Annotated in this window: 11 protein-coding genes and 1 riboswitch; of the genes, 4 read left to right on the forward strand and 7 right to left on the reverse strand. The window is 66.5% G+C overall.

Annotation, left to right across the window (positions count from 1 at the left end; translation table 11 throughout):
• The first annotated feature begins 1 nt into the window (after position 1).
• Together WIN67_RS11640 and WIN67_RS11645 are read left to right on the forward strand one after the other, a co-directional pair.
• Positions 2-2482 carry an FtsX-like permease family protein gene (locus WIN67_RS11640; protein ID WP_339071291.1) on the forward strand — a complete coding sequence of 827 codons (2481 nt, stop codon included), beginning with the start codon at positions 2-4 and terminating at the stop codon, positions 2480-2482.
• Entirely contained in the window at positions 2472-3548 is a 1077-nt protein-coding gene (locus tag WIN67_RS11645; protein ID WP_339071292.1) for a lipocalin-like domain-containing protein, read from the forward strand. Before WIN67_RS11640 ends, WIN67_RS11645 begins: the two co-directional genes overlap by 11 nt.
• 357 nt (positions 3549-3905) lie before the next feature.
• On the opposite strand, the gene WIN67_RS11650 is transcribed toward WIN67_RS11645, so the two are convergent.
• Complete coding sequence (locus WIN67_RS11650) at positions 3906-4292, reverse strand: hypothetical protein (protein WP_339071293.1); 387 nt, start codon at positions 4290-4292, stop codon at positions 3906-3908.
• Between the two features lie 202 nt (positions 4293-4494).
• Between WIN67_RS11650 and WIN67_RS11655 the strand changes: the two genes are divergently transcribed.
• Positions 4495-4851 (forward strand): hypothetical protein, encoded by a 357-nt coding sequence (locus tag WIN67_RS11655; RefSeq protein ID WP_339071294.1) that lies wholly within the window; start codon positions 4495-4497, stop codon positions 4849-4851.
• Between the two features lie 15 nt (positions 4852-4866).
• Here WIN67_RS11655 and WIN67_RS11660 read toward each other — a convergent pair whose 3' ends face one another.
• Together WIN67_RS11660 and WIN67_RS11665 are read right to left on the reverse strand one after the other, a co-directional pair.
• Positions 4867-6273: an FAD-binding oxidoreductase gene (locus WIN67_RS11660; RefSeq protein ID WP_306383551.1), complete on the reverse strand. Its 1407-nt coding sequence runs from the start codon at positions 6271-6273 to the stop codon at positions 4867-4869.
• A gap of 146 nt (positions 6274-6419) precedes the next feature.
• The gene (locus tag WIN67_RS11665) at positions 6420-7814 is read right to left on the reverse strand and encodes a 2-oxoadipate dioxygenase/decarboxylase HglS (protein WP_339071295.1); all 1395 of its coding nucleotides are present in this window, start codon (positions 7812-7814) and stop codon (positions 6420-6422) included.
• Positions 7815-8087: 273 nt separating this feature from the next.
• Here WIN67_RS11665 and WIN67_RS11670 point away from each other — a divergent pair, with 273 nt between their 5' ends.
• A complete protein-coding gene (locus tag WIN67_RS11670) occupies positions 8088-9170 on the forward strand; it encodes a diguanylate cyclase (protein WP_339071296.1) in 1083 nt (360 codons plus the stop codon).
• Positions 9171-9338: 168 nt separating this feature from the next.
• Here WIN67_RS11670 and WIN67_RS11675 read toward each other — a convergent pair whose 3' ends face one another.
• The 4 genes from WIN67_RS11675 to WIN67_RS11690 form a co-directional block, all read right to left on the reverse strand.
• Complete coding sequence (locus WIN67_RS11675; RefSeq protein ID WP_339071297.1) at positions 9339-10256, reverse strand: ABC transporter substrate-binding protein; 918 nt, start codon at positions 10254-10256, stop codon at positions 9339-9341.
• Complete coding sequence (locus tag WIN67_RS11680) at positions 10249-11001, reverse strand: (2Fe-2S) ferredoxin domain-containing protein (RefSeq protein WP_268562210.1); 753 nt, start codon at positions 10999-11001, stop codon at positions 10249-10251. The genes WIN67_RS11675 and WIN67_RS11680 overlap by 8 nt, the downstream gene beginning before the upstream one ends.
• An 11-nt stretch (positions 11002-11012) precedes the next feature.
• Positions 11013-12989: a TonB-dependent receptor gene (locus WIN67_RS11685; protein ID WP_339071298.1), complete on the reverse strand. Its 1977-nt coding sequence runs from the start codon at positions 12987-12989 to the stop codon at positions 11013-11015.
• Positions 12990-13087: 98 nt separating this feature from the next.
• Positions 13088-13290: riboswitch (cobalamin riboswitch) on the reverse strand.
• A gap of 33 nt (positions 13291-13323) precedes the next feature.
• Positions 13324-14397 carry an arginine N-succinyltransferase gene (locus tag WIN67_RS11690; protein WP_102861857.1) on the reverse strand — a complete coding sequence of 358 codons (1074 nt, stop codon included), beginning with the start codon at positions 14395-14397 and terminating at the stop codon, positions 13324-13326.
• Between the last annotated feature and the right edge of the window lie 2 nt (positions 14398-14399).

Raw genomic sequence — 14399 nt, forward strand, 5'->3', positions numbered from 1 at the left:
GATGGGGGTCTTTGTCACAGCGATGCAGGCGCTGCTGAGCCACTGGCGTCGACATCCGGTGCAGTTTTTCAGTGTGCTCACCGGACTCTGGCTGGCCACCAGCTTGTTGACTGGCGTTCTGGCCCTCAACAGTCAGGCTCGGGACAGTTATGCCCGGGCCAGCCAGTTGATCGGCGGCGAGCCCCAGGCCAGCCTGGGCAGCGCCAGTGGTGCGAGTTTTTCCCAGCAGGGGTTCGTCGAGCTGCGCCGTGCCGGCTGGCCGGTGTCGCCGGTGCTCCAGGGGCGGGTGCAGCTCAAGGATCACCCCGACCAGCCCCTGCAAGTGATGGGCATCGAGCCGTTATCGCTGCCCGCCGGTTCCGCGGTGGCCGGGCAGGCCCTGGCGCTGCAACAGATGGTCGAGTTCTTCAGTGCGCCAGGCACCACCTGGGTGGCGCCGCAGACCCTGGCCAGCCTGGGCTTGCAAGAGGGCGAGCAACCCCAGGCAGTCAATGGCCAGCGCTTGCCGCCGCTGCGGGTGCAGGCGGACATGGCCCCGGGGCTGCTGTTGATGGACATCGGTTTTGCCCAGCAGGTGCTCGGCCAGCCCGGGCAGTTGAGCCGCTTGCTGCTGCCCAGGGACTTTGCCGCCCAGGCACCGCCACTGCCGGCGCAACTGGCGGGGCAACTGGTGCTGCGCCAGGGGGAAGCAGAGGGCGATCTGGCGCGCCTGACCGAGAGCTTTCACCTGAACCTGGATGCCTTGGGGTTCCTGTCCTTTGTGGTGGGGCTGTTTATCGTGCACGCCGCCATTGGCCTGGCCCTGGAGCAGCGGCGCGGCTTGCTGCGCACCCTGCGTGCCTGCGGGGTCAGCGCGCGGCTGCTGATTGCCTGCCTGATCGTCGAGCTGGGAGGGCTGGCGCTGTTGGGCGGTGTGGCTGGCGTGGTCAGCGGCTACCTGCTGGCCGGGGTGTTGCTGCCGGACGTGGCCGCCAGCTTGCGGGGCTTGTATGGCGCGCAAGTGGCGGGACAGTTGAGCCTGAGTCCCTGGTGGTGGTTGAGCGGCATCGGCCTCAGTCTGCTGGGGGCCTTGCTGGCCGGTGGCGCCAGTCTGTTGCGGGCGGCGCGCCTGCCGTTGCTGGCCCTGGCCAATCCCCAGGCCTGGCATCAGGCCCATGCCCACTGGTTGCGGCGCCAGGGCTGGATGGCTTGCCTGGCGCTGCTGGTGGCCCTGGCGGCGTGGCGCTGGGGCGACAGCCTGGCCAGCGGTTTCGTGCTGCTGGCGTCTTTGCTGCTGGCGGCGGCCCTGGGCTTGCCGGTGCTGCTCAATGCCGTGCTGGGCCGCTTGCTGGGGCGCAGTCGCGGGGTGCTGGGGCAATGGTTTCTCGCCGATAGTCGGCAGCAGTTGCCGGCCCTGAGCCTGGCCTTGATGGCCCTGCTGCTGGCCCTGGCGGCGAACATTGGCGCCGGCAGCATGACTGCCGGTTTTCGCCAGACCTTCAACGACTGGCTGGAGCAGCGCCTGAGCGCCGAGCTCTACCTCAACCCGCAAAGCCCCGAACAGGCCGGGCAACTGCTGGACTGGCTGCCGCGCCAGCCCCAGGTGGCGGCGGTGCTGCCCAGCTGGCAGGTGGCGTTGCAGGTTCAGGGCTGGCCGGCGGACCTGTACGGGGTGATCGACCATCCCAGCTATCGCCAGCATTGGCCGTTGCTGGAGGCCCAGGGGGCCGATCCCTGGGCGCAGTTGGCGGCGCACGACAGCGTGATGCTCAGCGAACAGTTGGCCCGTCGGCTAAAGGTGCGGTTGGGGGATCGCCTGGAACTGCCGGTGCCGGCAGGGCACTGGGCGCCCCTGGTGGTGGGGATCTATGCCGACTACGGCAATCCCAAGGGGCACTTGCTGGTGAATGTGCAGCACCTGCTGGCGCATTGGCCGCAGTTGGCGCCGAACCGTTTCAACCTGCGGCTTGCGCCGGAGGCGGTTGCGCCGCTGATCGGCGCCTTGCAACAGCAGTTTCAGCTGGATGACAGCCGGATCATCGATCAGGCCCGGCTCAAGGGTTGGTCGCTGCAGGTCTTCGAGCGTACCTTTGCCGCCACTGCCGCCCTCAATAGCCTGACCCTGGGGGTGTCCGGGGTGGCACTGTTCATCAGCCTGCTGACCCAGAGCCAGAGCCGCCTTGGCCAGTTGGCGCCGCTCTGGGCCCTGGGGGTGGGCCGGCGCCAGTTGATGCTGCTGAACCTCGGGCAGACCTGGCTGCTGGCGGTGCTCACCCTGATGCTGGCGTTGCCCCTGGGGATTGTCCTGGCCGGGTGCCTGAACAGCGTGATCAATGTCCAGGCCTTTGGCTGGAGCCTGCCATTGCGGGTGTTTCCAGGGCAGATCCTGCAACTGCTGGGCTTGGCCATGCTGGCCACCCTGGCGGCCTCGGCCTGGCCGCTGTTGAAGCTGTACCGTGCACAACCGGCGGATTTGCTGAGGACCTTTGCCCATGAAGATTGATTGCCGGTGGCTGTCGCTGCTGTTTCTGCTCCTGGCCGGCTGCGACCAGGACGCCGCGGCGCCCCAGGGTTTTGCCGGGCTGGGCAACGAGGCCTCGGCCTTTGCCCCGGTGGTGCCGGGGCGCACCTTCAGCTTTCCTGCCGATCATGGCCCACACGACGGTTTTCGCATCGAGTGGTGGTACCTGACGGCCAACCTGAAGGACGCTCAAGGTCGGCAATTCGGTGTGCAATGGACGCTGTTTCGCAGTGCGTTGCGGGCCGCGCCCGAGCAGCCCGGCTGGGGCGCACCGCTGGTCTGGCTGGGGCACGCGGCGGTCACTTCGGCCAGCCGTCACCATGCTGCCGAACGTTATGCCCGGGGCGGGGTGGGGCAGGCCGGGGCCACGGCGCAGCCGTTCCAGGCCTGGATCGATGACTGGCACTTCACCAGCCTGTCCAGCGGGGACAATCCCTTGGCCCGGATGCAGGTGCAGGCCAGCGGGCCGGGGTTCGCCTATCAGTTGCAACTGTCCAGCAGCCAGCCGCTGGTGTTGCAAGGCGCGGGCGGTTACAGCCGCAAATCGGACCAGGGCCAGGCGTCCTATTACTACAGCCAGCCGTTCTTCCAGGCGTCGGGGCAGTTGCAGATCGACGGCCAACGCTATGAGGTCAGCGGCCCGGCCTGGCTCGATCGGGAGTGGAGCAGCCAGCCCCTGGCCGCCGATCAGACCGGTTGGGACTGGTTCTCCCTGCACCTGGACAGCGGTGAGCGGTTGATGCTGTTCCGGGTGCGGGAGAACCATCGCGCGCCTTACATCACCGGCACCTGGATCAATCTCGATGGCAGCACCCAGAGCCTGGGGCGCGAGCAGATCCAGATGACGCCCCTGGAGGATGCCCAGGTCGAGGGGCGGCGTCTGCCGATCGCCTGGCACCTGAAAATCCCCGATAAGAAACTGGACATCAGCACCCGGGCCTTGAATCCCCAGTCATGGATGAAACTGAGCATTCCCTATTGGGAGGGGCCGATCACCCTGGAGGGCAGCCACACCGGCAGCGGTTATCTGGAGATGACCGGGTATTGAGGGGGGCTGCAGGACAACCCGCGGGCCAGGGTCGATGGGGCTGAACCGAGGGGCGAGCCGGCGGCGAGGGCGACGGATCACCCTGGTGTCCAGTTTTATTCAGAATCCGCCCACGGATTTTCCCCTTCAGTTGCACTAGAATGCCAATCGTTCGCCCGGTGCAAGGGCTCTTTACCGGTGCATGGATTGCCAAGGCCAGAGCACTGGGCGAACACCCTCCCTGACTAATGTCCTGCGAACGCCAGGTTGTGCAACTGTCGCGTCCTGCGCCGTTCGAGCCCTTGAAAGGCGCTCAGCCTTCCCTTCAAACACCCCCCTGCGGGTTTCCTGCACTGCACTGTGGTTCGTCGTGGGCGCTCAAAGCGCGATGGGCTGCAGGTTGATCTGGCGGGCGCGCAGGCTGACCCACTGCGGCAGGCGCTCAGGGCCACCCCGCAGGGACAGGAGGATGATCGAGGGGCCTACTGCCAGGGCTGCGACGCCATCCTCATCGACCTGAACCAGGCGCCCGCAGACCTGCAAGGCACCCTGGTCCCAATGCAGGCGGAACGGGCCCTGGGCACAGGGCTCCAGGTTGTCATTCCAGCTGAACTCGTCCTCCAGGCTCAGTTCCACTTCGTAGTCGTGCCCGACCCTCGGCGAGGGGCCCAGCCATTGGCCGCGGCCCTCGCCGAAGGCACAGCAGAAGCCGACGCAGAGGTCTTGCGCCGCAGTGAGGCGGATGTCCGTCAGGGTGATACGCATGCCAGGGTGTCTCGATAGAGTTGAAGTGGCGCCAAGCCGCTTGCACGGTTGCCGCGCCGGGCAAGGCTGAAGGCTCTGCCGGCGTCTGGCAAGTGCCTGCGGTTTTTCATTGCGCAGTCGCGGGGCCTTCAACAAAATGGCCGACTGCTCCGCGGGACCGCTCGCGGAGGTGGATGGTAGTGGAGATCCTGGATTGATCTGGTTGAAGCGTTTTCTCATGTCGATCGGCGCACTGACGCTGATACTGGTTGCCCTCGGGATTGCCTGGACGAGCCTTTTCAAAGAAGCCGTGCACACATTGCCGGAACATCCCCGGGCCCAGTGGCAGGGCGGCGTCGATGGTGGGCACTACGTTGAAGTCACCCGCAGCGAAGCGCCTTACTACTTCGTCCAGGTCCGTTATGAAAGCGGCGACCTGTGGTCCGAGGGCTGGCTGCGGCATGAGCACAGCGACGGCGCTCCGTTCAGCGCCGCCGACGTGATCGCCTTTGACGGTGACGGGGTGATTTTCCTTCAGCAACGCAAGGTGCTGGCCGGTGACAAGTCCGGGGCCCGTTGAGCCCCGGGGCGTGACCTATTTGCCCTGGTTGTCGCTGCCGTAGGCGTCCCACAGCTTGTTGCGAAACTTGTTGTGTGGATCGACCCGCGCCTTGAGTGCGAGAAATTCCCCGGCCCGCGGATAGGCCGCCCGAAACTGCTGCGCGGTGGCGTGGATCTGATACGGCAGGTAGTAGCTGCCGCCGCGCTTGATCGCGCTGTCCACCAGGGCCCGGGTCCACTCGCGCACTTCGTCCCGTTCCGCCTCTGCCGTGCTCTGCTGGTAATACAGCACCAGGGCGAACACGTCAGTCTTGGCCCAGGCCAGCAAGGTGCCGGGGTCGGCCTTGGCGTGGCGGATGGACAGGTTGATGACGTTGACCCGGTGCGCCCGCAGGGTCGCGCCCATCTCCTGGACGAAGCTTTCCAACTGGTCGGTGGGCACGAAGTATTCCTGCAGCACGTAGGTGCGCTTGCTCCGGGAATCGGGCTCCAGTTCGCGCACGTCGAGGCTGGCCTCGTGGTTGCGCCAGGAGACTTGGGGTTTCTTCAGCACCAGGGGGTCGATCACCTCCTGGCGCAGGGCCTTGCCCCCGGGCCATTGGCTCACCACTTTCAGGGCTTTCTGTTCTTTCCAGTAGTTCTGGTCCAGGGGCGTGAGGCGTTCCTTGACCGTTAGCGGCAGGTCGGTCTGGCTGTAGGACACTGCGCGCAGGGTCTGGTACTGGTCGGGGTAGAGCACGGCGTTATGCAGGATGACCTTGGGGTTGTGCTCGATCCGGTCGAGGAAGTAGGAACGGTAGTCGCCCAGGGGCATTTCTTCGAAGCTGCGCAGCAGGCGCACGTTGTCGCTCAGGCGCAAGGTGGCCTCGACTATCACCCCGAGGCCGCCGTAGCCGCCGATGGCGCCGTAGAACAGGTCGGCGTTGCTTTGCGGGCTGGCTTCGACCACTTGGCCGTCGGCCAGCACCAGCTTGATGGATTTGACCGAGGTCACCAGCGGCCCATAGCCGACATAGCGGCCATGGGCGTTGACGCTCAGGGCGCCGCCGACGGTGAAATTGGCGTAGCTCTGCATGATGCTCACGGACAGATCGTAGGGGTCGATGAAACTCTGCAGGGCGCGCCAGGTGATGCCGGGCTGCACGGTGATTTCCTTGTGCTCGCGGGAGAAACCGAGCACCCGGTCGAAGCCGCGCATATCGATCTGCAAGGCATGCTCGGTGGCAGTCTGGCCGCCCATGCTGTAGCGCCCGCCGCCGATGGCGATGGGGCCGGGGTGTTCGGCCACCCGTTTGACGATCTGCTCCAGGGTGGTGGGCCGGGCCACCTGGTCCACCACGATGGGGTTGAGCTGGGTGATGTCGTTGACGGTTTCTGCTGCGTGGGTGCTCAGCGTGGCGCCGAGGGCGCAGCATAAAAACAGGCCGGTCGCGAATCTCATGTCGCCGTGTCCATCCTTGGTGGTGGCGCGCCGCGGGCTCGGGCGCAAGTGCCGGCAGAATAGCGTTCCGGCCAGGCCATGACCATGGGGCAAAACGACGAGGGGGGAATCCGGCACCGCCCCGCAAGGCCGATGCCGGACAGGGCTTAGAGCGCTGGCAGGCCCAGGCTGGCTGCGCACTGCTCCAGGGAGCGCTGCTGGGTCTGGGCGTAGAGCTGCAACTCATCCAGGGTGGCGCGGCCCAGGGCCGTTTCGAAGGCCTGGCGGTTGGAGTGTGCGGCGTAGTGGCTCTGGCTGTCGTCCCCCAGGTTGGACTGGAAGATCCCGGCGGCGCTCACCGGCAGGAAGTCCTCATACACCAGGGGTTCGGCCCGCAGGTGCCCGGCGGCCAGCAACGCTGACAAGGTGGTGGGCCGCTGGGGCTGGTGGCGTGCCGCCAGCCCGGCGTCGCTGACGAAGTAGCGGAAATAGGCCAGGCCCTGTTCACGCATGGCGTCGTGGTTGTCGGGGAACTCGTCGAAGTGCGCCTGCATCAGCTGGTTGTAGCGCTGGGCATTGCTCTCGCTGGGGAAGTCGCCCAGGGCGTCGCGGGCTGCATTCAGCAGGCGGTCGTAGAGGGCCCGGCCCTTGGGTGTCAGTGCCGCGCCGCGTTGCTCGATCTCGCCGAAGCGGGCGCTGTGGCTGCCCTGGGGCAAGTCCTGATCGGTGAAGGCCACCCGTTCCTCCAGGGCCTTGAAGCTGGTCTGGCGCAGCAGGATCGGGCACGCCCGGCGTGGCGGGCCCTCGATCACCGCCTTGGGGGTGATGCCGTGCTCGGGCATCAGCCGTTGCACTTCATCGATGTCCAGGGTGCGTGGGGTCAGGTGGTTGATGTGCGGCCCCTTGAACGCCACCACGTCGGCGATCAGCCGGTGCTGGGCACTGAGACTGGCGTACTGGGCGGCGGTCACCGTGGCGTGGTGGTGCCAGCGGAAGGTCTCCAGGGCTTCCTGAATGAAGCGTTGGGCATCGTGCTCATCCAGGCCGCCTTGGGCGTGGGCCTGTTCGATCAGTTCCAGCACCTTGGGGGTGAAGATCGAGCGTTGGGCCAGCACCTGTTCGGCAAAGCGCCGCAGTTCGGGGTTGTCGATCAGTTCCAGGCGCAGCAACGAGGTGAAGACCCGGAACGGGCTGACGTGCAGGGCCTCTTCGTGCACCGCGCGAAAGGCCGTGGAGTGCACCGGCACCCCGGCCGGGGTCAGGTCGTAGTAGCCCACCGGCTGCATGCCCATGACCGCGAACAGCCGGGCCAGGGTCGCCAGCTCGGCGGCGCTGCCGACACGGATGGCGCCGTGGCGCTCCAGGTCCAGGCGCTGCAGTTCGCCGCTGTGCTGCAAGTGCCGGGCAATGGTCGGCTGCTGTTCCAGGACCTGGGCATTGACCTGGGCCACCAGCGCCATCAGGGTGCCGTAGAGGGGCACCTCCTCACGGTACATATCCGACATGGCCCGGGAAAAACCCTGGCGGATCAGATCAGGACTGACGAAGTGCTGGTTGCTCATGGACAAGGTTCCCGTGGCAGTGGATCGAGGCATGAAAAGGGCGGGGCGTCCTGATTCTGCTGGGGCCTGCCGGGGCTGACAAACGAAGTTTCCTCTGAACTTCATTCTGCAAATGAATGCATGGGGCCGGCGGGCAGATTCCCGCTCAGCGGGCCCGTCTTGAGCGGGCAGGCTGTGTACACTGATGGCGTTTTGCATCCGCGTGGCTAGACTTGCAACGGTCAAGCTCACCTATCGCTCGCTGCATCTTTCCCATCGCTGGACGGAGGCAACTTGGCCCCTGCGCAGTACACCACAGGCAAGGGACTGTCATTGGCCAGGAGGCTGTATAAATCGCGGATTCTGGGCCTTGGCCTGGGCTTGCTGTGCGTGGCCGCCGGGATGTGGCCGCTGCAACCGGCGCCCTGGGTCTGGGGCTTGATGCTGTTCAACGCCTTTGTCTGGCCGCACCTGGCCTATCAGTGGGCGCGCTGGTCGCGGGTGCCGTTTCGCGCCGAGTACCGCAACCTGCTGGTGGACTCCTTGCTCGGCGGGTTCTGGGTCGCGGCCATGCAGTTCAATCCGCTGCCGCTGGCCACCACCCTGGGGATGATGGCGATGAACAACATCGCCCTGGGCGGGGTGCGTTTTTTTCTTGCCGGCTGTGGGGCCCAGGTTCTGGGCATTGGCATCGGCCTGGGGGTGTTCGGGCTGTCGTTCACTCCCCTGACCACGCCGCAGCAGTTGTATGCCTGCCTGCCGATGCTGACTCTGTACCCGATGGCGCTGGGCTACATCTGTTACCAGCAAGCGGCGACCCTGGGCCGGCACAAGCGCGAGCTGCTGGCCCTGAGTCGCACCGACAGCCTGACCGGGCTGCTCAACCACGGCGCCTGGAAGGACCAGTTGGAGATCGAGTTCCAGCGTTGCCAGCGCCAGGCCCATGGTGGCGCCATCGCCCTGATCGACATCGATCACTTCAAGGCCATCAACGACACTTACGGTCATGTGGCCGGGGATGTGGTGCTGCGCCAGTTGAGCAAGCTCCTCCGGCAGAACCTGCGGGCCAGCGATCAGGCCGGGCGTTATGGCGGTGATGAGTTCTGCGTGATCCTGCCGGACGTGCCGCTGGAGCACGCCGCCGATCTGATGGAGGCGCTGCGCGGGCGCTTCGCGGCCCTGGGCTACGAACAGAATCCGGCGTTGCAGGTGAGCCTGAGCATTGGCCTGGCGGCATTCAACCCCATGCATGAGGACGCCATGGATTGGTTGAACGATGCCGATCAGGCCTTGTATGCCGCCAAGACCGCTGGTCGCAACAACGTCACCTGCCATCCACCGGAGCGGCCTTCGCGCCGGGTGTTGAATCCTCTGTAATACCTGCCTCTTGTCGGGCTTGCCCGTGAAGGCGTCGGCATGTACGCCGCGTGATTGGCGGTGTTCCGTTCGCCGGCAAGCCGGCTTGTAGGAGCGGGCTTGCCCGCGCAGGCGTCGGGTGGCGCGTCGCGGCGGTTGGCGGTGCTCGCTTCGCCGGCAAGCCGGCGCCTACGGGGGAGCAGGGTGCACGCGCCGCGCCAGTTCCAGCGCGGTGCGGCCGCTGGCGATCCCCGGCACCAGTTGGGCGAAGGGGATGTCGATCAGCCGCTCCTCGCGCACCGCCCGCAACCGCGACAGCACCGGGTCACGCTGCAACAACTGGCGTTTGCGCGTGGCCGGTGACCACAGGGCGTCTGCCAGGAGCAGCACGTCCGGGTCGTTGCTCAGCAGGGTTTCGCTGTCGACCGTCAGGCGCGGGCGGTCGATGGCGGCGAAGCTGTTGCGGGCGCCGGCGGCTTGCAGCAGTACCCCGACAAAACCGCGCTGGCCCTGGCTGGCAAGGCCGTTGACCTCGCTGTCCAGGTAGAACACCGCGGGCGTGTCGCGGCCCCGGTACAAGGCTGCTGCCGCGGCAAGGTCAGCCTCCATGGCCGCGATCAGTTGCTCGGCCCGGGCTGGCTGCTGCAACAGCCGGCCCAGGGTCCGCAGGTCGCGACGGATATGCCCGAAGTAGTCCTCATCATGCCCGGCGCAGGCCGACTCCAGCAGGTAGCTGGCGATGCCGATGCGCCCCAGACGCTCCCGGGAGCTGAAGTTATCGGGAAACGCCGAAGCGAAGCCGCCCACCACCAGGTCGGGCTTCAGGCTGTAGAGCACCTCCGCCGACGGGTATTGCCGGGCGATCACCGGCACGCCGTGGTACTGCCCCTGGGCCTGGGCCTGACTGTCGTCATCCAGGTAGGCGACGCCGATCATCGATGGCCCGGCGCCCAGGGCCAGCAGCAGGTCGGCGCTGTGCTGGTTGAGGGCCACGATGCGCCGGGGAGGGTCCTCGACGGTCCAGGTCTTGGCGCAGTTGTCGTAGCTGGCCGCCAGGGCCGGGACGGTCGCCAGCCATAGCAGGAGGCCGAGGATCTTCCTAGGCATCCGCCACCCCCGCATACGGCGAAGGGATCAGCAGATCCTGCACCGGCTCACCTGCCAGCAGATGCCCCTGCACCAGACGCACGACCTGGCTGTCGTCGCTGACCCGGTACCAGCAGCCATCGGGGTGCACGGTCAGTACCGGCCCCAGGTTGCAGGGGAACTGGCAGGCGGTGCGGGTCAGCAGCACGCCGCCGGGGGTTTCCATGTGCTCAAGGCGCAGCAGTTCACGGCGCAGGGTCTTCCACAGCGCCAGGGCACCGCGGCGCACGCAGCGCGGGCCGGTGCACAGGAACACCTGCCGGGCATGGGGCGGCACCCGCGACCAGTCCGGGTCGCTGGCCACGGCGTTGACCTGATCGCAGGGCAGGTGCCGCTCGTGCTGGGCGATGCTGGCGCAGGCCAGCGCTGCATCCAGCCCGCGACGGCCCAGGGCCTGGGCGGTGATCCACAGCTGCGGCGCCTGGGGATGGGCCCGGGCCAGGCGTCCCAGTTCATCGCGCAGCCAGTCCAGGTAAGCGCTGTCGGAGCTGGGCTCCAGGTCCACCACCAGCAGCGCCGCGCCGTCCTCGGGCAAGGGTTCCTCCAGGGCAGCCCAGAGGCTGTCGAAGCCGTCCAGGGTGTCGATCACCCGGCTGCCGGCGTCCTCGTTGCGCAGCGCCTTGAGCTCGCGGCGAAAGGCTTCGCCCAGGGTGCCGCCGTGCAGGCCGGGGCCGACGAACAGCACCCGTTGATAGTCCTTGTGCATGTCGTTGGGCCTCAGAAGCGGTAGGTGTAGCGCACTTCGCTGGTAAAGGGCCGGCCGAGGTTGTCCACCGCCGGCGCGCTGCTGGTCATGCTGGTGGTGTAGTCGCGGTCGAACAGGTTCTCCACCAGCAGGCTCAGGCGATGTTGCTGGGCCCTGTCGAGGTAGCGATAGGCATCGGCGTCCACCACCGAGTAGTGGCCGTAGTCGACCTTCTTCGCGCTGTCGATCTGGCCGATGTAGCGGATCGCGCCCCCCACGCCCCACTGACCATCCTCGGACTCGTAGCCCAGTCGCGAGCGGGCGAAGAAGCCGGGAATGTTGCTCAGGGTCACGCCGTTGCGCGATTCCAGCAGATTGCGGGTCAGGTCCGCCGAGAGGTTCCATCGCGGGCTGAACTGCCAGCGGCCGTCGACCTCCATGCCGCGCACCTTGATCCGCCCCTGGCCATTGACCCAGTGGATGCCATCGAGGGCAATCAGGTCGTCGATCTTGCGCTGGAAGGCCGTGACGCTGGCGTTGAACTCGCCGGCCAGCAGGCTGCCCTTGTAGTCCAGGCCGAGCTCGGCATTCAGGCTCTTTTCCGGCTTGAGGTTGCGGTTGCCTTGTTCGTAGTCCTCGTTGACGAACAACTGCTCGGCGTTGGGCAGCTTGAAGGCGCTGCCGTACTGGCCACGCAGTTGCCAATGGGCATTGAGGTCGTACAGGGAGGTGAGCATGCCCACGGTGGCGCTCTCGCCGCCGCTCATCTTCTCGTGGCGGATGCCCAGGCTCGGGTGCCAGTCGGGCAGCGCCGCGAACACCGGGCGCAACTGGGTGTACAGGGCATTGGCCTGGGCCTGGTTATTGTCGATCTTGAGCACATCGTCCTGGCCCTTGAACCACTGGTTGTCGGTGCCGAACACCAGCACATGGCCGCCGTCCAGCTCGGCCTTGCCTTCGGCCTGCAGGCCCCAGTCGGTGAAGCCCCAGTAGTCGTTACGGTTTTTGCTCACCAGGCTGCCGTCCTTGAGGCTGTCGATCTTGGTGTAGCGCGTGTCCCAGTCGTTGACATGGCCCTTGACGAAGTAGCTGAAACGCTCGCTCAGGCGCTGCTCGAAGGTCGCGGTGGCGATCTGCTGGACGCGGTCGTTGGTGGTCTTCTGGTTGTTCACCGGGCGGGCGAAATCCAGGTTGGCATCGCTGTACTGGTAGAACAGTTCCAAGCGCGAATCGTCGGCGAAGCCCTGGATCGCCTTGGCGCCGAAGGTGGTCACTTCATAGCCGCGTTTCTTGTCCCGGGTGCTGGCGCTGTAGGCGCTGTTGCGATAGGGCTGGTAGCCATCGGAGACGTTGTGGCTGACATAGGCCAGCAGGCCCAGATCGCCCAAGCCATTGCTGAGGATGCGCTCCACCCGGGCATCGCCGCTTTGCCCCATGAAGCTGTCCAGGCCCAGGTTGACCTCGCCGGAGGTGTCGCGGGTCTGGGGGCTGCGGGTGACGATGTTGATCACCCCGGACACCGCCTGGGTGCCGAACAGCAGGCTCTGGCCGCCCTTGAGCACTTCGATGCGTTCGATGGCATTGGCCGGCAAGGTGTCCAGGTACAGGCCGCCGTACAGACGGTTGTTCAGGCGTACGCCGTCCAGCAGGATCAGGGTGTCGTCGTTGCGGCCCCCCAGCAAGGAATAGGTGCCGTAGTCGAAGGGGCCGTTTTTCGGCGCGACGTAGAGGCCGGGGACGTACATCTGCAGCACTCGGGTGATGTCGCTGCTGGGGCCGGCGCGTTCGATCTGCTGGCGGTCGATGATCTCCACCTTGCTGCCGTACCGGGCCATTTCGGCCACCGTGGTGGACTCCACCGAAGGGGCGGAAACCCATTGCCGTTCCAGTGTCAGGGGAGTGTCGTCCGCCAGCAGCAGGGGGCTGAACAGGCAGCCGAGCAGGGCACCGCTCAGGGTGCGCCGAGGTGCACGCCAGTCGCATGCAAGGAAGGTGTCAGTTGTTGTCATTCTTGGTCTTCTCGAAAGTGACTTCGGGAAGCACGCAGGAGAAGGTATCGGCCACAGGCACGCGACCATACCGGCCCATGCCCGCCCACCGCAGGATTGCCAAACAGACGTTTCAGGCCGGTCTCCGGGCTTGCGAGTCTGGCGGCATTCGCCTTCCCATACCGTGGGTACAGTGGCGTGTTGAATGCAGCACTCGCTTACCGTTGCGGGGGCAGCACCGGACTGGCCCTGAAAGGGCGCACCGGTTTCCCGTTTCACCTCGTGCACGGCGGCATGAGGCACCTGAAACTGGGCGGCATATGAACATTCGCCCCGGCGTTCGTCAATCTCGTGGCTACAGGGGCAGAGCGGCGTCCGGCGCGAGGGCGATCCCGGACTGGCCCTGAGGCCGCGCCGGGCAGGCCAACAGTGGCACGGCGCGTACCGAGTCCCCTGGCTGCAGTTGTAGGCGCTTGGCGGTCAGGCGGTCCACCAGCAGGCAGCCCGAAACCAGGCGCCCGGGGGCGGCGGTGATGCGGCAGTTTTCCAGGCGGCGGTTGTGAATCAGCCACACCGGCGCCTGTTCGTCCGGGCGGCCCACCAGCAAGGGCAGGGTCTGGCTTTCGCGCACGCTGCGGATCTTCGCCACTTCGGCCTCGATCAGCGGCCCGCCGTCGAAGATATCGATGCAGCCCTGATGGCTGAAGCCTTCGTCGCGCAGGATGTTCACCGCCTGCTCGGTGCTCTGGTGGGCCTGGCCGATGGCCGCCTGGGCCTGTGGGCTGAGCAGGCAGGTGTACAGCGGCTGGCGCGGCATCAGTTCGGCGATGAAGGATTTGCTGCCATGGCTGGACAGGCGATTGGCCTGCTGGAAGTCCATCTTGAAAAAGTGTCGGCCCAGGCTGTCCCAGAACGGCGAGCAGCCCTGGCTGTCGAGCTGGCCACGCAATTCGGCCACCAGCTTGTCGCCGAACAGCGTCGGGTGCTCGGCGACGAACAGCAAGCGTGCAGTGGACAGCAGGCGGCCAGTGTAGCCCTGGCGCTGGTCGCGGCGCAGGAACAGCGAACACAGCTGGGATTGCCCGGTCATCTCGTTGCACAGGAACAGGGTCGGGATCTCTTTGTCGATACCCAGCCCCGGGGCTCTGCCACGGGTGATGCCGACCCGGTAGTTGTAGCAAGGCTCGCGCAGGCCGATGGCGCCGCTCAGGCCGCAGATGCCGATGATTTGCTGGTCGTCGTCCTCCAGCACGAACAGGTAGTCGGCATCGGCCCGTTCCACCCGGCTGGCGAAGGTGCGCTGGGCCCAGCGCAAGCGATGGGCCAGGCGCTCGGGGTCGGTGGAGAGGTTGTTCAACTCGCGACAGCTGCCCTCCAGCAAAGCCAGCACGCCAGGCAGATCGGTGACGCGGATCGGACGGACGATCATCG

The sequence above is a fragment of the Pseudomonas idahonensis genome, from assembly GCF_037903935.1.
Classification (GTDB): domain Bacteria; phylum Pseudomonadota; class Gammaproteobacteria; order Pseudomonadales; family Pseudomonadaceae; genus Aquipseudomonas; species Aquipseudomonas danubii.